The 17,865-nt window shown below is 68.8% G+C and carries 20 protein-coding genes; 7 read left to right on the forward strand and 13 right to left on the reverse strand.

Annotation, left to right across the window (positions count from 1 at the left end; genetic code table 11):
• Window positions 1–61: 61 nt before the first annotated feature.
• A complete protein-coding gene (locus tag ACLJOO_RS27780; protein ID WP_410790340.1) occupies window positions 62–1,051 on the forward strand; it encodes a LacI family DNA-binding transcriptional regulator in 990 nt (329 codons plus the stop codon).
• A gap of 77 nt (window positions 1,052–1,128) precedes the next feature.
• Here the strand turns inward: ACLJOO_RS27780 and ACLJOO_RS27785 are convergent, their stop codons facing one another.
• The 4 genes from ACLJOO_RS27785 to ACLJOO_RS27800 form a co-directional block, all read right to left on the reverse strand.
• Complete coding sequence (locus ACLJOO_RS27785) at window positions 1,129–2,136, reverse strand: substrate-binding domain-containing protein (RefSeq protein WP_410790341.1); 1,008 nt, start codon at window positions 2,134–2,136, stop codon at window positions 1,129–1,131.
• A gap of 12 nt (window positions 2,137–2,148) precedes the next feature.
• Window positions 2,149–3,165 carry an ABC transporter permease gene (locus ACLJOO_RS27790; RefSeq protein WP_410790342.1) on the reverse strand — a complete coding sequence of 339 codons (1,017 nt, stop codon included), beginning with the start codon at window positions 3,163–3,165 and terminating at the stop codon, window positions 2,149–2,151.
• Complete coding sequence (locus ACLJOO_RS27795) at window positions 3,162–4,697, reverse strand: sugar ABC transporter ATP-binding protein (protein WP_410790343.1); 1,536 nt, start codon at window positions 4,695–4,697, stop codon at window positions 3,162–3,164. The genes ACLJOO_RS27790 and ACLJOO_RS27795 overlap by 4 nt, the downstream gene beginning before the upstream one ends.
• A gap of 190 nt (window positions 4,698–4,887) precedes the next feature.
• The gene (locus ACLJOO_RS27800) at window positions 4,888–6,036 is read right to left on the reverse strand and encodes a CaiB/BaiF CoA transferase family protein (protein ID WP_410790344.1); all 1,149 of its coding nucleotides are present in this window, start codon (window positions 6,034–6,036) and stop codon (window positions 4,888–4,890) included.
• Window positions 6,037–6,167: 131 nt separating this feature from the next.
• Here ACLJOO_RS27800 and ACLJOO_RS27805 point away from each other — a divergent pair, with 131 nt between their 5' ends.
• The gene (locus ACLJOO_RS27805; protein ID WP_410790345.1) at window positions 6,168–6,581 is read left to right on the forward strand and encodes a CHRD domain-containing protein; all 414 of its coding nucleotides are present in this window, start codon (window positions 6,168–6,170) and stop codon (window positions 6,579–6,581) included.
• A 1-nt stretch (window position 6,582) separates the two neighbouring features.
• Here ACLJOO_RS27805 and ACLJOO_RS27810 read toward each other — a convergent pair whose 3' ends face one another.
• Together ACLJOO_RS27810 and ACLJOO_RS27815 are read right to left on the reverse strand one after the other, a co-directional pair.
• Window positions 6,583–7,515 carry an alpha/beta fold hydrolase gene (locus ACLJOO_RS27810; protein WP_410790346.1) on the reverse strand — a complete coding sequence of 311 codons (933 nt, stop codon included), beginning with the start codon at window positions 7,513–7,515 and terminating at the stop codon, window positions 6,583–6,585.
• Window positions 7,512–9,335: a hypothetical protein gene (locus ACLJOO_RS27815; RefSeq protein ID WP_410790347.1), complete on the reverse strand. Its 1,824-nt coding sequence runs from the start codon at window positions 9,333–9,335 to the stop codon at window positions 7,512–7,514. Before ACLJOO_RS27815 ends, ACLJOO_RS27810 begins: the two co-directional genes overlap by 4 nt.
• A gap of 82 nt (window positions 9,336–9,417) precedes the next feature.
• Between ACLJOO_RS27815 and ACLJOO_RS27820 the strand changes: the two genes are divergently transcribed.
• Entirely contained in the window at window positions 9,418–10,158 is a 741-nt protein-coding gene (locus ACLJOO_RS27820) for a MerR family transcriptional regulator (protein WP_410790348.1), read from the forward strand.
• Here ACLJOO_RS27820 and ACLJOO_RS27825 read toward each other — a convergent pair.
• The 4 genes from ACLJOO_RS27825 to ACLJOO_RS27840 form a co-directional block, all read right to left on the reverse strand.
• The gene (locus tag ACLJOO_RS27825; RefSeq protein ID WP_410790349.1) at window positions 10,155–11,603 is read right to left on the reverse strand and encodes a S9 family peptidase; all 1,449 of its coding nucleotides are present in this window, start codon (window positions 11,601–11,603) and stop codon (window positions 10,155–10,157) included. The genes ACLJOO_RS27820 and ACLJOO_RS27825 overlap by 4 nt on opposite strands.
• 216 nt (window positions 11,604–11,819) lie before the next feature.
• Entirely contained in the window at window positions 11,820–12,008 is a 189-nt protein-coding gene (locus tag ACLJOO_RS27830; RefSeq protein ID WP_410790350.1) for a hypothetical protein, read from the reverse strand.
• Complete coding sequence (locus tag ACLJOO_RS27835; RefSeq protein WP_410790351.1) at window positions 11,998–12,123, reverse strand: hypothetical protein; 126 nt, start codon at window positions 12,121–12,123, stop codon at window positions 11,998–12,000. The genes ACLJOO_RS27830 and ACLJOO_RS27835 overlap by 11 nt, the downstream gene beginning before the upstream one ends.
• 38 nt (window positions 12,124–12,161) lie before the next feature.
• Entirely contained in the window at window positions 12,162–12,356 is a 195-nt protein-coding gene (locus ACLJOO_RS27840; protein WP_410790352.1) for a hypothetical protein, read from the reverse strand.
• 263 nt (window positions 12,357–12,619) lie between these two features.
• On the opposite strand from ACLJOO_RS27840, the gene ACLJOO_RS27845 reads away from it, so the two are divergent.
• A complete protein-coding gene (locus ACLJOO_RS27845; protein WP_410790353.1) occupies window positions 12,620–12,841 on the forward strand; it encodes a hypothetical protein in 222 nt (73 codons plus the stop codon).
• A 228-nt stretch (window positions 12,842–13,069) separates the two neighbouring features.
• On the opposite strand, the gene ACLJOO_RS27850 is transcribed toward ACLJOO_RS27845, so the two are convergent.
• Genes ACLJOO_RS27850 through ACLJOO_RS27860 form a run of 3 tightly spaced genes read right to left on the reverse strand, consistent with a single transcriptional unit; the run spans window position 13,070 to window position 16,086 of the window.
• Entirely contained in the window at window positions 13,070–13,285 is a 216-nt protein-coding gene (locus ACLJOO_RS27850; protein WP_410790354.1) for a hypothetical protein, read from the reverse strand.
• The gene (locus ACLJOO_RS27855) at window positions 13,282–14,577 is read right to left on the reverse strand and encodes a hypothetical protein (protein WP_410790355.1); all 1,296 of its coding nucleotides are present in this window, start codon (window positions 14,575–14,577) and stop codon (window positions 13,282–13,284) included. Before ACLJOO_RS27855 ends, ACLJOO_RS27850 begins: the two co-directional genes overlap by 4 nt.
• 54 nt (window positions 14,578–14,631) lie before the next feature.
• The gene (locus tag ACLJOO_RS27860; RefSeq protein WP_410790356.1) at window positions 14,632–16,086 is read right to left on the reverse strand and encodes a flavin-containing monooxygenase; all 1,455 of its coding nucleotides are present in this window, start codon (window positions 16,084–16,086) and stop codon (window positions 14,632–14,634) included.
• Between the two features lie 75 nt (window positions 16,087–16,161).
• Here ACLJOO_RS27860 and ACLJOO_RS27865 point away from each other — a divergent pair, with 75 nt between their 5' ends.
• The 3 genes from ACLJOO_RS27865 (at window position 16,162) to ACLJOO_RS27875 (ending at window position 17,760) form a co-directional block, all read left to right on the forward strand.
• Complete coding sequence (locus ACLJOO_RS27865; RefSeq protein ID WP_410790357.1) at window positions 16,162–16,794, forward strand: TetR/AcrR family transcriptional regulator; 633 nt, start codon at window positions 16,162–16,164, stop codon at window positions 16,792–16,794.
• On the forward strand, window positions 16,794–17,000 hold the full coding sequence (locus tag ACLJOO_RS27870) for a hypothetical protein (protein ID WP_410790358.1): 207 nt from the start codon (window positions 16,794–16,796) through the stop codon (window positions 16,998–17,000). Before ACLJOO_RS27865 ends, ACLJOO_RS27870 begins: the two co-directional genes overlap by 1 nt.
• A gap of 184 nt (window positions 17,001–17,184) precedes the next feature.
• Window positions 17,185–17,760 carry a dihydrofolate reductase family protein gene (locus ACLJOO_RS27875; protein ID WP_410790359.1) on the forward strand — a complete coding sequence of 192 codons (576 nt, stop codon included), beginning with the start codon at window positions 17,185–17,187 and terminating at the stop codon, window positions 17,758–17,760.
• Window positions 17,761–17,865: the final 105 nt, after the last annotated feature.

A 17,865-nucleotide genomic window follows, 5' to 3' on the forward strand; every position in this document is an offset into this window, starting at 1 on the left:
GGCAGAGGTCTGGGTAATCCATTACTCGACCGGTTACCGTTCCGTCAGGAAGGGAGCCAGAGTGCCGACTGTCAGTGACGTGGCCGCGCGCGCCGGGGTGTCGACGGCGACCGTGTCGCGGGCGCTGAACGGGAAGCCGACGGTCGACCCGGACCTCGCCGCGCGGGTGCGGAAGGCGGCCGACGAGCTCGGGTACCAGCCGAACGGCCCGGCGCGGAACCTGCGCCGCCAGGAGGCCGCGGTGGTGGCGCTGATCATCTCGGACGTGGAGAACCCGTTCTTCACCGCGATCGCGCGCGGGGTCGAGGACGTCGCACACGAGGTCGGGTACTCCGTCGTGCTCTGCAACTCCGACGAGAGCGTGGAGAAGGAGAACCGCTACCTCGACATCGCCATCCAGGAACGGGTCGCGGGCGTCATCCTGTCCCCGAGCGGCCCGACATCCACGGTCGCGAAACTGGCGTCGCGGGGTACGGCGTACGTCGCGGTGGACCGGCCGCTGCCCGGGCAGGACAGCGACGTCGTCCTGGTCGACACCCGGCTCGCCGCCCGCGAGGCGACCGCACATTTGGTTGCCCAAGGCTACGAACGGATCGGCTGCATCACCGGTCCGGCCGGCGTCCGCACCGCCGACGACCGTCTCGCCGGGTACCGCGACGCCCTCAAGGCGGCGCGTCGCCGTACGCCGAAGCTCGTCAGGCGGACCGAGTACAAGGCCGCCGGCGCCCACCGCGCTGCTCTCGACCTGCTCGCCCAGCCCGAACCACCGGACGCCCTGCTGATCGCGAACAGCGCGATGGCGGTCGGTGTGCTGCAGGCGTTGCAGGAGCGCGGTGTGCGCGCCGGGCGGGACGTCGGCCTCGTCACGTTCGACGATGCGCCGTGGGCCGCGCTCGTCGACCCGCCGCTGTCCGTCGTCGCGCAACCGGCGTACGAGATCGGTGCCGCCGCCGCCCGCCTCCTCCTCGCACGCATCGCCGACGCCACCCGCCCGCCGACGGCGACGACCCTGGGCGCCCGCCTGATCGAGCGCGCCAGCTCCCGCCGCTGACCCGAACCGCCACGCAGGCAGAACCGGCTCCAAAGGCCTCCAAAGCCCCGTTTGGGGAGGTTCTGCCTGCGTGGCGGTCACCCAGTCGGGTTCTCCTCGGCGTAGATCTTGGCCGCGTTGGACGCGTCGATGAGCCGCGTGGGGAGCGTCTGCGTCTTCTCGATGGTGCCGCAGTCGACCAGGATCTTCTTCGCGGCGGCGATCGCTTCCTTGCCGTTCGTCGGGTACGTGAACGTGGCGGACAGGCGGCCCTGCTCGACGGCCTTGATACCGCCGGACGGGATCGGCAGCGCGTCGATACCGGTGAACTTCATCTCCTTCTCGCGGCCGACCGCCTTCGCGGCCAGGTACGCGCCCTCGGCCATCGGGTCGTTGTGCGAGTAGACGACGTCGATCTTCGGGTTCGCCTTCAGCAGGGCGTCCATCTGCGACTGCCCCTTCTCCCGCAGCCAGTCACCGCTCGCGCTCGCGATCACCTTGACCTTCGGGTTGCCCTTGATCCCCTCGACGAATCCCTCGTGCCGCTCGGCCTGCGGCGTCGCGCCGGCCAGCCCCTTGAGCTCGACCACGTTCCCGCCCTGCGGCAGCAGCTTCTCGGCGATGTACTTCCCGGCCTCGCGCCCGATCTGCACGTTGTCGCCGCCGATGAAGCCGGTGTACGCGTCGCCCTCGACCTTCCGGTCCAGCACGATCACCGGGATGCCCTTGTCGTAGGCCTTCTTCACCACCGCGGTGAGCGGCTTCGCCTCGTTCGGGCTGATGATCAGCAGGTCGATCTGCTGGGTGATGTAGTTCTCCACGTCCGCGACCTGCTTGGCGTTGTCCTGCGCCGCGTCCGCGAACTTCACGTCGAACTGCGGCACGTCCTTGGCCGCCGCCTTGATGTCGTCGTCCATCCGCTGCCGGTACGGCTCGGCGACGTTCGCCTGGCTCATCCCGATCGTGTACTTGCCGTCGGCCCCTTTGCAGGACTTGGACGCCCCAGGCGACGCGCCGCCCGAGGCCCGTTCGTTGGTGGTCCCACAGCCGGCCAGGACGAGGGCTGCAACGGCTGCTGCGGCCAACGGGATTCTCACAGAACGCATGACGAGCCTTCCTTACGAGGTGGGGCGGAGTCGCTGCAGCGCGGCGGCGGCAACGATCACCAGTCCCTTGATCAGGAGCTGGATGTTGGAGTCGATGTTGTTCAGGGCAAGGATGTTGTTCAGTACGCCGAGCAGCAGCGCACCCGCCACCGTCCCGGCCACCGAACCACGGCCGCCCGCCAGGCTGGTGCCGCCGATCACCACCGCGGCGATCGCGTCCAGCTCGTAGCCGATGCCGTCGTTCGGGCTGCCCTGGTTGAGCTGGACGGCGTGCACGATGCCGGCCAGCGACGCGAGCAGCCCGCAGATCGCGAACACCGCGATCTTGACCCGGACCACGGGTACGCCGGACAACCGCGCGGCCTTCTCGTTGCCGCCGACGGCGTACAGGTGCCGGGAGAACGCGCTGACCCGGAGGAACACGACCGCGGCGATCGCGACCACCGCGAAGATGATCACCGGGATCGGCACGAGGCCGCCGAACGTACGTTCGCCGAGCAGCGCGAACGAGGTCGGCGCCTCCTTCGGACCGTCGCCGTACGCGATCGCGACGCCCTGGCCGCCGGACCAGATCCGGGCCAGGCCGCGCGCTATCTGCAGGCCCGCGAGCGTGACGATGAACGACTGGATCCCGATCATCGCGGTCGCGACGCCCTGCAGAGCACCGAAGACCAGGCCGATCGCGAGCACTAGCACGACCGACGGCAGGAAGCCCCAGTCGTTCTCGACCATCAGGACCGCGGACCCGACCGCGGCGAGCCCGAGCACTGCGCCGACCGAGAGGTCGATCCCGCCGATCAGGATCACGAACGTCATACCGACCGCGATGATCCCGATCTCGGACACCGCGCGGACCACGTTCGCCAGGTTGTCCGCGCTGACGAAGAGGATCTCGCCGTTCTTGCGCGGCGAGAAGATGATCGCCGCGACGAACACCGCGATCAGCCCGAACACGCTCTGGAACCGGAACAGCGTCGCCGCCACAGATACCTTCTCCGTCGGCGCCACCCTGTCCTGTACGTCGGTCATTGCGCTCCTCCGACTTCGCCCTGTCCCATCGCGGCTGCGAGCAGATCCCCTTCGCCCGAGTCCGCCGTACTGAACGAGGCGACGTCGCGCCCGTCCCGCAGTACGACGACGCGGTCGCAGACCCCCACGAGTTCGGGAAGCTCGGACGACGCCAGCAGGACGCCGAGACCCTGCGCCGCGAGTTCACCGAGCAACCGGTAGATCTCGGCCTTCGCGCCGACGTCGACACCGCGCGTGGGCTCGTCCAGCAAGAGCAATCGAGGCTCGGTGAGCAGCATCCGGCCGAACACGACCTTCTGCTGGTTCCCGCCGGACAACGTGCCCACCTCGTCCTGCAGGCGACCGAACTTCAACCGCAACCGATCCGCCATCTGCACCGAGGCCGCCCGCTCGAGACGGCGCGCGATCACCCCGAGCCGGCCGTACGACGGGAGACTCGAGACGACCGTGTTGGCGAGGATCGAGTGGAAGAGCACGAGCCCCGACGCGCGCCGGTCCTCGGGGACGAACCCGATGCCCTGGGCAAGCGCCTGACGTGGTCCGCGTGGCTGGATCGCCTTGCCCTGCAGGACAATCCGGCCGCTGCGGGTGCCGCCGGGCGCGACGCCGTACAGGGTCTCCAGGAGTTCGGTGCGGCCCGCGCCGAGCAAGCCGGCGAGGCCGACGATCTCGCCGGAGCGGACGGTCAGCGAGATGCCGTCGGGGTCGCGGCGGCCGGGGCGTGGGCGGCGGGCCTTCAGCCTCAGGTTGTCGACGCGCAGCAGTTCGTCGCCGGTATCGGAGTCGGGCGTCGTGAACATGGTTTGCACCGGGCGGCCGACCATCGCCTCGACGACTTCCGCCGTACTGAGTTTGCGCGGGTCGAAGCTGGTGACGATCTTGCCGTTACGGAGAACGGTCGCGCGGTCGGCGACCTCGGCGATCTCCTCCATCCGGTGCGAGATGTAGACGATGCCGACGCCGCTGTTCCGGAGCTCGCGGATCACGTCGAAGAGCCGCTCGACCTCGGAACTGGTGAGCGCGGACGTCGGCTCGTCCATGATCAGGACCCGGGCGTCGAGCGAGATCGCCTTCGCGATCGTGACGAGCTGCTGCTCGCCGACGCGGAGCTCGCCGACCGGGCGGCGCGGGTCGAGGCTGACGCCGCTGCGGTCGAGGAGCTCGCGGGCCTCGCGTTCCATCCGGCGGCGGTCGACCGTGCGCACCGTCGTACGGAGTTCGCGGCCGAGAAAGATGTTGTCGGCGACCGACAGACCCGGGACCAGGTCGAGTTCCTGATGGATCATCGCGATTCCCGCGGCCTGTGCGTCGGTCGGGCCGCTGAACCGCACCGGCGCGTCGTTGATCGCGATGCTGCCCGCGTACTCGGTGACGTCGCCGGAAAGGATCTTCATCAGCGTGCTCTTCCCGGCGCCGTTCTCGCCGAGCAGGGCGTGCACCTCCCCGGCGCCGAGCACGAAGTCCACCTCGTGACACGCCTGCACCCCGCCGTACCGCTTCCCGATCGCAGCCATCCTCACGAGGTCAGGCATGACACCTCCGCGATTCGGGCGAGTAATCGATTTCCCGGACGCTAGACCGCACCCCTCCAGGCCGTCAACCCCTCACCCGCCTTTCCATCTCGCTGGAAAGGTGGACCGCCAGGCCATCACAACCGACGGGCGAGCGCGGCGCCCCGCCTGGCGAGCCGGCGACCCGCCACTTGTGATGGCGTGGCGATCGCTACTCGGAGTCCAGCCAGGCTCGGACCGCGTCGTCGTGCTCGCCGAGGCGCGGCGGCGGGAGGTTGGTCTCGCGGGCGCCGGCATAGTGGTTGTCGTCGAAACGCAGCGGCGGGCCGGGGAGCTGGATGGTGCCGAGGGTGGGGTGCTCGACGTCGATCAGCAGGCCCTGTGAGCGGGTCTGCTCCCAGTCGTACACCTGCTGGAAGTCGCGGACCTTCCCGGCCGGAATCCCCTTCTCCGCAAGGCGTTCCAGCCACACGTCGGCCGGCGCTCCGGCGAACGCGGCCTCGATCGACGCGGTCAGCTCGTCCCGATGCGCCACCCTGTCCGAGTTGGCCGCGAACCGTTCGTCCAACGGATCCAGGCCGACGATCGGGGCGAACAGTCGCCAGAGGCCTTCGCTGCCGATCGCGACCTGCACGATGTCGTCCTGGGTGCGATAGAGGCCGTACGGCGCGATCTGCGCGTGATGGTTGCCGACGCGTTCGGGGAGCTCGTGTGCGACCGTCCACTTCGTGCCGTGGAACGCGTGTACGCCGACGACCGAGGCGAGCAGGCTGGTCCGGACGACCCGGCCCTTGCCGGTGATCGATCGCTCGTGGAGCGCGGCGAGGGCGCCGTACGCGCCGTACATCCCGGCCAGCAGGTCCGCGATCGGGGCACCGACCTTCGTCGGCTCGGTCTCGCCGGTGATGCTCATCAGACCGCCCTCGCCTTGGGCGATCTGGTCGTACCCGGCGCGGCCACCCTCGGGGCCGTCGTGACCGAACCCGGTGATCGACAGGATCACCAGGCCGGGGTTGAGTTCGTGCAGGCGTTCGGTGGAGAAGCCGAGCCGGTCGAGGACGCCGGGTCGGAAGTTCTCCAGCAGGACGTCGGCCTTCCGGACCAGCTTGGTCAGGAACTCCTTGCCCTCGTCGGACTTCAGGTCGGCGGTCACCGATTCCTTGTTGCGGTTCGCCGAGAGGTAGTACGTCGACTCGCCGTCCACGAACGGCGGACCCCAGCCGCGACTGTCGTCGCCGCCGTTCGGCGTCTCGACCTTGATCACCCGCGCCCCGAGATCGCCCAGCATCATCGCCGCATGCGGCCCGGCCAGCGCGCGGGTCAGATCCACGATCACGACATCCGAGAGAAGGTTCTGCACGAGGTCGAGAGTAGGTGAGAACACCGCGGCGGGCCGTGATGCGGTTCTCATCCGAAGTGCGTTGAACCGATCCCGCCGTACGGACGTGTCCCCGACAGGGGAGCCCCCTGCACACCAGACCTGGAGGCATCATGTCCGTACGCACGAGCATCGCCGCTGTGGCCACCGTCCTCGCGGCCACCGCACTCGGTCTTCCGGCCGCGAGCGCCGAACCAGCCATCCCGTTGAACGGAGAGCAGGAGGCGGCCGCCGCGGATCCGGACGGTCACGGGTTCTTCAGCTACTCGCTCGACGGCACCACGTTCTGCTGGACGCTGACCTGGCAGGGCATCGAGCCCGCGACCGCCGCGCATGTCCACCTCGCCGCGCGGCACGTCGCCGGGCCGGTGGTCATTCCGCTGGCGATCACCAGCTCGCCCTCGGCGGGCTGTACAACGATCAGCGCCGCCCTGGCCGCCGCGATCACCGCCGACCCGAAGGCGTACTACGTCAACATCCACAACGCGCCGTTCCCGGGAGGCGCCATCCGCGGCCAGCTGAAGTAGCTCAGCTCACCTTGCGGGCCAGGGACGCCAGCCGATGGGTGACGTCCCTGGGACGCTCCTGCATGAGCATGTGGCCGGCCCCGGGGTAGATCCAGAGGCGGGCGGTGGGGAGCTGGGCGGCGATCCGGTTCGCGTGCCGCGGCGGGAGCAGGCGGTCGCGGGTCCCGTGCATGATCTCCACCGGCAGCTCGTCGAGCACCTGCAACGCGTGCCCCCGGTCGTGCTCCAGCATGGTCTCGAAGAACCCGCCGTACGACGCCCCGGGCACCACAGCCAGATCCGCCATGAACAGATCGACCTCCGCCGGATCCGGCTTCTTCCCGAACACCACCTGCCGCAAAGCCGGCCGCTGCAGATTCACAGCAAGCCGCCTGACCCGACGCACCCCGCCTGCGGTCTCGGTGTGGCGGTCGGCTCGTTTTCCTACTCGGTTGAGGACCCGTGGGGCGATGCGGGCGGCGGCGGGGTCGAAGCGGTCGGGGATCCCGAGTGCTCCTTCGGTGAGGTGGCCGGAGGTTGTGCTGACCAGGGCGGCTGCGCGGATGCGGGAGCCGAACAGTTCGGGGTATTGCTCGGCGGCCGCCATCAAGGTCATGCCGCCCATCGAGTGGCCGGCGTACACGACCGGTCCGTCGCCGACGACCTCATCGAGGACTGTGACCAGGTCGTCGGCCAGCTGATCGAGTCGCGTCGTACCGGCAGGTGCAGCGTCCGATCGACCATGTCCGCGGTGGTCGTACGTGACGACCCGCACGGCATCCGGCCCAAGGATCTGCGGCAACCCTTCCACCTGGTTGTGCCAGGAGCGCGTCGAGCAGGTCCACCCGTGCACCAGCAGCACCGTGACCGGCGCGTCGGCCGGACCGGCCACCTCGACGTTCAGCCGTACTCCGTCCGCGGCGGTCACCCCGGACCGCTCCAACTGGATCGTCACGCCGTCTCCCGTTCCCGTTCGCCGGCCGCCAGATGAGCCGCCCGCATCCGCCCGCCGCGGGCGCCGCGCCCGACCAGCCAGGCGATCCCGATGATCTCGAGCAGCCCGACGACCGCGAGCAGCGCGTAGCCAGCGTTCCACATCCATCGTGGCACGTCGGTCCGTTCCTCGCGGCGCAACACCTGCTGCTCGTTGATGAACTCGACCGTCTGCCCGTTCGACACCTGGATCGCGGGCTTCGCGATCGCCAGGTCCTCCGGGGCGTACACCCAGCTCGCGACCATGTCCCGCGACCCCTGGTGCAGCCGGATCATCGACTTCCACTTCCCGTACATCGGCAGCGCCTCCGCCGACCGATACGTGCCGTCGGCAACCTTCTCCATCGGGTGGAACACCAGCCCACCGCCCTGCCAGGCAAGCGCCTCGAACCACCGCGCACCGTCGGCCGCGTCACCAGGCGTGAGAGTGATCGTGACGTACGCCGTCGGCTCGGCCCCCGTGGCCACCCGCTCCAACGACACGACCCCGGACACGCCCGCGTCCGCCGTCCGCGGAACACAGAAGAACACCGTCGCCACGACCGCGACCAGTCCGACCGCACCCAGTTGATGAGTACGCCGTACCGCGACCGGCCGGATGTATTTGATCCCGATCGCGCGCTCCTCGCCGGCCACCTCGGCGTACCGGGTCGCGAGCCACGCCCCGACCAGGCCGGCGCCGGCTCCGACGATCACGCCGTACCCGATCGCGGACGGCAGCATCGACGACGGCCACGCGATCGGCATCCAGACGTGGCTCCAGGCGTACTCCGCGACCACCCCGACCGTGCCGATCAGCAGACCGGAGACGAGCCCCAGCCGGAAGCGGTTCTTGTTGCCGAGGGCAAACGCCACGGCCTCGACCAGGAGCGCCTCGACGATCAGCAACGGGAAGTGCCCGACGATCTCGCCGAGCGGTTCGGCGACCGCCCACGCGATCCCGCCGCGGATCACCAAGTACACGGCCAGCGCGGCGAACGTCGTCCCCGGACCGCGGCGCGCCCGCAGGATCGTGAAGGCCATCGCGGACCCGAACACGATCAGCAGCGGCTGCAGGATCAGCGGGAACTGCGGTACGCCGTAGTTGAACTCGGTGCTGAACAGATCCCACGCGATCAGCAACGCTCCGACCGCCACGATCTCCTGGAGCAGCCGCCGCAGGTTGGCGCCCCTCAACTGCTCGACCTCGGCGATCGCGAGCAACCGCGCGAAGATCGAGAAGACCACGCCGCCGATCATCAGCAGGTGGGTCGGTCCCCAGAGCGTGACGTCCTCGCCGAACAGCCGGTGCCAGACGTCGTCGAGCGGGAACCCGACCAGCGCGAACGTGCCGCACACCGTGATCAGAGCGGCACTGCACGGGATCCGCCAACCCTTGGTCAGCTTGATCGTCCGGGCCGGCAGCGGCTTGCCCGCGAGTGCGATCGGCAGCACGCCGGAGACGATCACGCCGAGGATCCCGAAGAAGATCGGGTAGTGCGCCGGCGTCCCGAACGGTCCGGTGTCGCGGCCCTCGTCGATGTGCACCGCGATGTCCCACCAGACCCCGAACGCGCAGGCGAGCAGCGAGACGGCATGCAGGTACGGCGTGAGCGCGGCCCATCGGGGGACTCCGTCCAGTCTCCCGATGGTGTCCGCGAACCTACCTACCAGCGTGACGTGGCCGGTGCGTTCGCGCCACAGCAGCACGGCGAGTGCGACGTACAGCAGCCCGACCACGCCGGTCACGATCGCGATCTGGTCGAACGTCGCCGTACCGGTGGTCGCCAGCGGGATCGCCATCAGACTCCTTCAGAACATGAGGCATGCGCCATGCGGCATGTTACATCTACTATGTAACGTGGAGTCTGGAAGACTGTCAAGAGTGGAAGAAGAGCTCACTGTCGACCAGCTCGCCGCAAAGGTGGGCATGACGGTCCGGAACGTGCGCGCGTACGCCGGGCGCGGCCTGATCCCGCCGCCCCGCCTGGCCGGCCGGACCGGGTACTACGGCCAGGATCACGTGGCCCGGCTGACGCTGGTCCGCGAGCTGCTCGCCAAGGGGTACACGCTGGCCGCGGTCGAGCGGATGCTGGGCGAACTGCCCGACGGCGCGATGGCGCTCGGTGTCTTCGAGACCCTGGTGAACCCCTGGACCCCGGCCGAGCCCGAGGTGCTCGACGAGCTCCAGCTGGCGGAGCGGGCCGGCGTACCGCACGATCCCGCGGTCATCGAGCGGCTGGTCGAGCTCGGGATCGCCGAGCGGCTGGACGACGGACGGCTCCGGATCGCGAACTCGGACCTGCTACGGACCGGCCTCGAGGTGATCAAGCTCGGGGTCCCGCTGGAGGCGATCTTCGAGATGCTGCCGAAGCTGTTCGCGCAGGCCGACGCGGTCGCCAAGACGTACGTCGAACTGTTCCGCTCGACCGTGTGGCGCGACTTCACCAACGCCGGCATGCCTACGGAGGGCTGGCCTGAGATCCAGCGCACGCTCGAGGGCATCATCCCGCTGGCGGGCCAGGCGCTGGTCGCGGCGTTCCGGGAGGCGATGGCCCGCGAGATCGAGATCGTCGCTTACGAGGAGCTCGGGCTCGATCCGAAGGCCCTGCCCTCCACTGGTTAGACGCGGTCGGTGAGCCAGGCGAACGTACGGCGGGAGTAGTCGAGCCGGTGCGACGGACGGCCTGACGACAGGAACAGGTGGCCGGCGCCTGGGTACAGAACGAGCTCGGTCTCGACTTCTTGGGTGTGCAGCGCCGCGAACCATTGCTCGGCCTGACCCACCGGACTGCGATCGTCGTCGGCGCCGTGCAGGATGAGCGTCGGCGTACGGACGTCCCGGACGCTCTCGTACGGCGATTGCGGGCGGAGGACCGCGGGATCGGTGCCGCCGTAGATCAGGTCCATCATGCCGACGCCGACGTCCGCCGTACCGCCGAGGCTGACCAGGTCGCACATGCCGCCGCCGGACACCGCCGCGCGGAAGCGGGTGGCGTGCGCCGTGAGCCAATTCGTCATGTATCCGCCGTAGCTGTAGCCCGCGACGGCCAGACGGTCCGGATCTGCGATGCCCTCGGCAACCAATTGGTCGATGGGCTCGAGCAGGTCCGCCTCGTCACCGAAGCCTTGTTTGGCGTAGACAGCGGCGTGGAAGTCGTCGCCGAAGCCGTCGCTGCCCCGGGGGTTGAGGAGAAGGATGGACCATCCGGCTGCGGCGAGAGCGAGCTGGTACGGCTGGCCGAGCTGCATCAACGGCGCCCACCAGCCGTGCGGCCCGCCGTGGATGTCCAGCAGCAGCGGACCAGGCCGTTGCGAATCGGACTTGAACAGCCAGCCGGAGACCGTCGTGCCGTCGGAGATCTGGAAGGTGCGCGGCTCGGGGCGGGCCCAGTCGACGTCGTGCAGGGCATCGGCGGTGTACGACGTGAGCACCTTGTGGACGCCGGTCGACAGGTCGAGGATCGCTACCTCGCCGTACGTGTCCGGGGAGGCGTACGTGATCGCGGCCCGAGTGGTTGCTGCGGAGAGCGCGGTGATCCAGATCTGTTCCTCGTCGGTCAGTGCGCGCAGCGGGTCGAGCTCGTAGACGCGGGTGGTGCCGCGCTCGTTGACGGTGGTGAGGACACGGCCGTCCGAGGTGGTCGTCGGCGCGGAGAGAGTGCTGCCGTAGTCGATCTCTTCGAGCAGATCGGTGGCTGCAGAGCCGTCCAGCGGTACGCGGAGCAGGCGAGGCTGGGTTTCCGAGCGGGCCGCGAGGCGGGCCATGATCAGCGCGTCGCCGTCGGGCGCCCAAGTCAGGGCGCGAAGCATGTCCTCGGTGCCCACACGTCTCGGCTCATCGCCGGGGGTCAGCACGAAAGGTGCCGTGGACAACGAATTGTCGGTACGGGCGTCTCGCAGGCCCGCGAACGCCAATTGAGTTCCGTCCGGGGACCAGACCGGTGAGTGCGCGGACCAGTCGCCGTCGGTCACCTGCGTCGTCTTACCGGTCGCGAGCTCGATCACGAACAGATGCGGCCGCCGGTACCCACGAAGCGTGCCGTCACGGTAGCCCAACCGTCGCGTCACCACGGGATCGCTCGCCGCGTACGGCGTACCGTCGTCTCTCCGCAGGTTGACTGCGGCCGAGAACGCGATGCGGGTGCCGTCCGGGCTCCAGGCCGCCGCGCCGGCGCCGAGCTCACGATCCGTCAGTTGGCGGCCGTCGCCGGTGTCCGGGTCGATCAGCCAGAGCTGGTTCTCCTTGAGTACGGCGAGTTGGCGACCGTCCGGGGACCAGGCGGGTCACGATCCTTCGGTGCAGAGCTTCGGCGCTCCCCCGTCGGCGTCGATCGTCCAGATCGCCAGGTGGTAGGCGTCGGCGTCCTCGTCGACGGTCCTCAGCACGTACGCGATCCGGCGGCCGTCCGCCGAGATCACCGCCCCGGAGGGCACCGGCACCTGGCACAACCTGGACAGCATGTCAGCGCTCACTCGCCCAGTCTTTCACCCTCCGCAGGCGTTCCGCGCGGTCGGCGAGGTTCTCGGCGGTGATCTGCCCGTCGACGTACCGCCCGTACCAATGCACGAGACTCGTTGCCTCGCGCATCAGTTCGAGCTCGCGGAGCGCGGACAGCTCGCCGCGGGTCAGCGGAAACGCGTCGAGGTACCCGCGCTGGAACGAGCCCTCAGTACTGCGTGCTCGTACGTTGGAGTGATCGCGTTGCGATGAATGCGTAGTACGAACTCGTCGCCGACGTAGTAGCCGGTGTTGTTCGTGCCTTCGGTGAGCGGGCGTACGTCGTACCCCTGAAGGCCCCAGCGGCTCAGCAAACTGTCCACCCCTGCATCCTCCCTGAGGGGAGGTAAGTATTTCTGAGGGAAGCTCAGGGGTCAGATAGGTAATCCTCCGCATGTGTGAACCGGTCCTCATGCGCGAGCGTATAGCTACCAGAACACAACCAGGCAGGAGGAAGAGGATGCGCCAGATCCAGATCCGTCGGCGGCCCCGCACCACCACGACCCGCCAGACCCGGACACAAACTCAGACCCTCGACCTCCGGACCCCGTCCGGCCGCCCACTGCCGTTCTGAAAGCTGAATCCGATGAACCTCCGACTGCATGTCCACCGCGTCCGCTCCGGCGGCTGGTGTGCCGACATCGACGACGACAACGACCGGCAGCCCGACGACCCGTACTGGTGCGTCGACGCCTGGCCGACCCTCGAGGCCGCCCTCGCCGCCGGTTGCGCCCGGCTCGCCGAACTGGCCCGCACCACCGCTCCGGCCCGCGTCAGCGGCTACTACGAACCGGCCCTGGCCGCCTGAACCAACAGAACCTGAGCCAACGGGGACAGTGAGGCCCGGCGAACCGCAGGGGGTTTGCCGGGCCTCGCATTTCACCCTGCGAGGCGACGTACCGCGTGGCCACCAGCGCGTGCTCGTGCCGGCGCGATACGTGTACACGACCGTGCTGACCGCGAGCCGCCCCTGCCCGGTGGTCGAGGTCATCGTCACGGTCGACGTACCGAGGACCCTTCAGACCGCGCGTCCCATTCAACGCCGCCAGGCCTGCTGGTTGGTGTGGTCGTCGTGGTTGGCCTCGTCGGGCAGTTTTTGGGGCAGGTCGCCTAGGTCGGAGTTCCAGTCGTCCTCGTCGTCCGGGAGGTTTGCTTCGTTGCGGCGGGCGATGCGGACGAAGGCGAGGATCAGCAGGATCGGGCCGAGAACCATCGCGGTCTCAGGGATACCACCCATGTGCAAGGCGATCATGACGCCGTCACCAGGGCGATTCCGCCGGTTGTGAACGCGACCATCGCGGCCAGCATCGGGTACTGCGCTCTCCGCAACTGCCGGCGCCGGAACAGGTCGGCAGCGCGATCGTGCGCGGACACGACCCCAAGTACGTGTCCGAGCACGATCGCACCGATCTGGACCCCCGCGATCAGCCCGGTCCCGAGGAACGCGTAGTCGATCCGCGTCCCGCTCGTCCCGAGCAGGTCCCAGCCGCGCCCGAACGGGTCGGTCGCGAGCAGCCAGCCCTCCTGACCCTGGAACATCGCGAACGAGAAGTAGTGCGCGACGGCGTACCCGATCGCGATCGGCACCAGCGAATGCACGAACGCCCCCGGCAGCCCGGCGCCCCCGACCGCCCCGGGCCGGATCTGCGCCGCGCCGGTCGTCCGCGCGGCGAGCAGGAACAGGGCCGTGACGATCGCGACTGCGGCGATCAACCCCAGTGTGTAAGCCGGGATGTGGTCGAGCCCACCCGTCAGCCGCGTCCACGCCGACCAGCGGGAGATGCCATCGAAGGCCGTTGATCCGAGTAGCAGACACAGCAGTCCGACGATGCACGGTTGTTGCGGCATCGTCGCCTGTCCGGCGAGCGGGTTCCGTAGTTCGAGCCGGCCTCGGGCGCCGCGGCCGATCGGGCTCAGTCGGGCGAGCGTCTCGGCGTACACCTCGAAGCTGTCGCCGATCGCGAACCAGGACGGGCCGTAAACGATGCCTGCGGCAACATTCAGGACGGCGTACGTCGTGATGAAGATCGCGACCACACGCGGGTCGGAGCCGTCCGGGTACACCAGTTCGAGCCAGAGGAAGCCGGCCAGACCGGCCACTGCGGGCCAGTACGCGATCCCGCCCGGGAGCGGTCGGTACGACGCACGCCGTACCAGGCCTGCGATCGTGCGCAACGGGTTCGCCAGTCGCCAGATCGGTCCGCAGAGCAGCGAGAGCGGGATGATGCCGACCCAGATCCACACGTACAGCCAGGTCGGCGCCGGATTCAGGGACGGCTCGGGGTTGCCGAACCACGCGGCCCCGAGCAGGAACACCAGTGCGACGAGACCGGCCAGCTTCAGTACGACGCGGGTCGCCGGGTGGTCGACGATCCGGGTCAGGACCTCGAGCGGGCGTCCTACGGTCCTCTCGAACCGCGGCCGCGACCAGAACGCGGCGAGCGCGAAGAACGACACGGCGACCGCGGCGCCGGCGGAGTAGATCGCCAGCCACAACGGCACCGACAGGTCCCCTCGACCGCCGATCCCATGCAGTGGCAGCACCGTGCACTCCGATCCACCGGACTATCCGACCGATCGAATGTAACACGATCGATGTCACATAGCGAGGGTCTGATATTCGCCGGGATCGAAGCGCCGGGTGAGCTGCCGGAACCGGAAGGTGAACGACGGCCAGATGGTCGTGTTGCGCCCCTCCGAGTCCAGGTACCAGCTGGTGCAGCCGCCGCGAGTCCAGACGGTGTTGCGCATCGACGACCGTACGCCGTCGACGAAGGCACGCTGGACGTCCCGCCGTACCTCGACCTGCTTCAGGCCTTTCGCGTCCATGGTCCGCAGCGCGTCGACGATGTACGCGATCTGGGACTCGATCATGAACACCATCGAGCTGTGCCCGAGGCCGGTGTTCGGACCGATCAGCATGAAGAAGTTCGGGAAGCCCGCGATCGCCGTACCGAGATGGGCCTCCATGCCGTCCGCCCACGCCTCGCGCAGCGAAACGCCGCCACGGCCGTGCACCATGTCCATCACCGGCAGATCGGTGACCTTGAATCCGGTGCCGTAGACGATCGTGTCGACCTCGTGCTTCACGCCCTCGGTGGTGACGATGCCGGTCGGCGTCACCTCGGCGATGCCGTCGGTGACGACCTCGACGTTCGGCCGCGCGAGCGCCGGGTAGTAGTCGTCGGAGATCAGCACGCGCTTGCAGCCGAGGGTGAAGTCCGGTGTCAGCTTGGCCCGCAGCAGCGGGTCGCGAACCTGGTGCGCGAGATGCTTCTCGGCGACCTTCTGCACCTGCTTCATGATCGCGGGCAGCTTGGCGAACCCAAGCACCATCGACTCGCGACCCCAGTAGATCCCGGCCCGAACCGCCTTCTGCACCAGCGGGAACCGCCGGAAGATCGCCTTCTCGGTCGCGGTGATCTTGCGGTCGGGCCGCGGCATCACCCACGGCGGCGTCCGCTGGAACAGGTGCAGTTCCTCGACCTCGGGCTGGATCGCCGGCACGAACTGGATCGCCGACGCACCGGTGCCGATCACGGCGACCTTGCGACCGCTGAGGTTCAGGTCGTGGTTCCAGCGGGCGGAGTGGAAGACCTCGCCCTCGAAGTCCTCGATGCCGGGAAGCTTCGGGTACGACGGTTCCGCCAGCGGGCCCATCCCCGACAGCACGATGTCCGCGGTGAACGTCTGCTGGTTCGTGGTGATCTGCCAGGCGCCGTCCACCCAGCGCGCCGACTCGACCGTGTTGCCGAAGCGGATGTGCGGGCGAACGCCGTACGACTCGGTGACGTTACGCAGATAGTCCTCGATCTCGGGCTGCGGCGAGAACGTCGACGACCAGTCGGGATTCGGGGCGAACGAGAACGAGTACAGGTGCGACGGCACGTCACACCGGCAGCCCGGGTACGTGTTGTCCCGCCAGGTGCCGCCGACGTCCTCGGCGCGCTCCAGTACGACGAAGTCGTCGTACCCGGCCTGCTTCAGCCGGACCGCCATCCCGATGCCCGCGAACCCGGTGCCGATCACCACGATCCGATGCCGCTCGCCCATGAGGTTCTCCGTTGTGGAAGTTACCGGTCGGAACTTACTCGCAGTAAGTTACTCGGAGTCAGTTAGACTGCGCAAGTGACCTCGACCACGGTTCCCCCAGGCCCACCCAAGCGCCGACGCGACCGGGCCGCGCGGGAACGGGAGATCCTGGAGGCCGCCGAACGGATCTTCGGCGAGCGCGGGTACCAGGGCACCTCGATGGACGACGTCGCCGCACAGGTCGGGGTGTCGAAGCCGCTGATCTACCAGTACTACGGCTCGAAGGACGGCCTGTTCCTCGCCGTACTCGCCCGACTCCGCGGCCAACTGCTGGACACCGTGTCCGACGCGGTGATGGCCGCGGCCGACGCCGAGGACGCCCTGTACGCCGGGTTCCTGGCCTGGTTCCGCTTCCTCGACGAGCACCCGCAGGCCTGGTCAGTCCTGGTCGACGAGGGCATGCTGAGCGCCGGCCCGGCCGCGGAGGCCACCGACGAGGTACGCGCGGCCTTCATCGAACTGATCGCCACGATGGTCCGGATGAACGTCCCCGCCGGCCGCCCGGCCGACGACGACGAGATCCAGATCGTTGCCCAAAGCATCTCCGGCGCCACCGAACGCCTCGCCATCTGGCGCACCCGCGCCGCCGCACCCCCCACCCCCGAAAAGGTGGCCCGCACCCTCCAAGACCTCCTCTGGCAGGGCCTCCACACACTCAAGACCACCTGATGCACCTCGAGTCCCACCCCGAAGCCGCCGTACCCCAACCCCTCCGCCACCAGATCCACGCACTGCACAACGAAGCCTGGCCGCATCCTCCATCTCGAACACCTGCGACCGACGCCCCACCGGACGACCTGGTCCGCGAAGCCGCCCCGACGTTCCACCACACCCGCATCCCGCTCCACCCGGGCCACATCGACAAGCTCTGGTAACCGCGTCGACCTCGTCCCCATCACGCTCGACCCAGCATGTGCTTAGCGCGAACCGTCGCTGAAGTACGCTCCTCGCACCCAGCTGACAGCATCTGATCTGGGAGGGGTGTCGGATCGGGGCCGACGTGCTCGTAGTAGTGGTGAGGGCGCCGAAGAGGCACCCACCAAACCAGGGGAGAACATCATGACCGCCAGCTACACCTTCGACATCTTCTCCAGCCTCGACGGCTACTCGAACAGCCGGTCGTTCGGTGGCTACTTCGGGAAGCAAGGTCCGGAGTTTCTCGAACACCGCCTCGGCCAGTTCAACGAAGAGCAGCGGCTGGTCCTCGGGGCCAACACCTTTCGGGGGATGGCGGCGATGCTGGCCGCAAGCTCCGAAGGGTCCGAGACACGGGACCCGTGGGTCACCCGGATGCGGAACCTGCCGACGACGGTGGTGTCGAACACCCTCGAAGGAACACTCGACTGGCCGGACGCCACCGTCCTGAACGGCGATCCCATCGAGGCCATCGCCCGCCTCAAGAAGGAGTCGGACGTACCGCTGCGCTCGCACGGCAGCCTGACCCTGAACCGGGCACTACTCGCCGCCGGCCTGGTCGACCGCGTTCAGGTGACGATCTTCCCGGTGGTCACGGGCAAGGGCGGGTTGGGCCGGATCTTCGAGGACGCAGCCGAACTCGACCTGGAACTGATCGAGAGCCGCACCCTCGACGGCCAGACCCAGGAGCTCATCTACCGCCCCACCCTCCACACCTGACCGCCCCAACCCGAGCCCGCCCAGCCCATCCCATAGGTGGTCCCGCCAACTCCTTCCGCGGTGACCTCATCAACCACCCACCACGCGCCGACGGCGGCCGTCCGG

This window comes from Kribbella sp. C-35 (assembly GCF_046549195.1).
Lineage (GTDB): Bacteria > Actinomycetota > Actinomycetes > Propionibacteriales > Kribbellaceae > Kribbella.

Excerpts from the sequence above, each read along its gene's own strand:
- ACLJOO_RS27785 (WP_410790341.1), bottom strand. The coding sequence starts at position 2,136 with ATGCGTTCTGTGAGAATCCCGTTGGCCGCAGCAGCCGTTGCAGCCCTC.
- ACLJOO_RS27790 (WP_410790342.1), bottom strand. The coding sequence starts at position 3,165 with ATGACCGACGTACAGGACAGGGTGGCGCCGACGGAGAAGGTATCTGTG.
- ACLJOO_RS27795 (WP_410790343.1), bottom strand. The coding sequence starts at position 4,697 with ATGCCTGACCTCGTGAGGATGGCTGCGATCGGGAAGCGGTACGGCGGG.
- ACLJOO_RS27805 (WP_410790345.1), top strand. The coding sequence starts at position 6,168 with ATGTCCGTACGCACGAGCATCGCCGCTGTGGCCACCGTCCTCGCGGCC.
- ACLJOO_RS27815 (WP_410790347.1), bottom strand. The coding sequence starts at position 9,335 with ATGGCGATCCCGCTGGCGACCACCGGTACGGCGACGTTCGACCAGATC.
- ACLJOO_RS27835 (WP_410790351.1), bottom strand. The coding sequence starts at position 12,123 with ATGCGCGAGGCAACGAGTCTCGTGCATTGGTACGGGCGGTACGTCGAC.
- ACLJOO_RS27845 (WP_410790353.1), top strand. The coding sequence starts at position 12,620 with ATGAACCTCCGACTGCATGTCCACCGCGTCCGCTCCGGCGGCTGGTGT.
- ACLJOO_RS27850 (WP_410790354.1), bottom strand. The coding sequence starts at position 13,285 with ATGATCGCCTTGCACATGGGTGGTATCCCTGAGACCGCGATGGTTCTC.
- ACLJOO_RS27860 (WP_410790356.1), bottom strand. The coding sequence starts at position 16,086 with ATGGGCGAGCGGCATCGGATCGTGGTGATCGGCACCGGGTTCGCGGGC.
- ACLJOO_RS27870 (WP_410790358.1), top strand. The coding sequence starts at position 16,794 with ATGCACCTCGAGTCCCACCCCGAAGCCGCCGTACCCCAACCCCTCCGC.
- ACLJOO_RS27875 (WP_410790359.1), top strand. The coding sequence starts at position 17,185 with ATGACCGCCAGCTACACCTTCGACATCTTCTCCAGCCTCGACGGCTAC.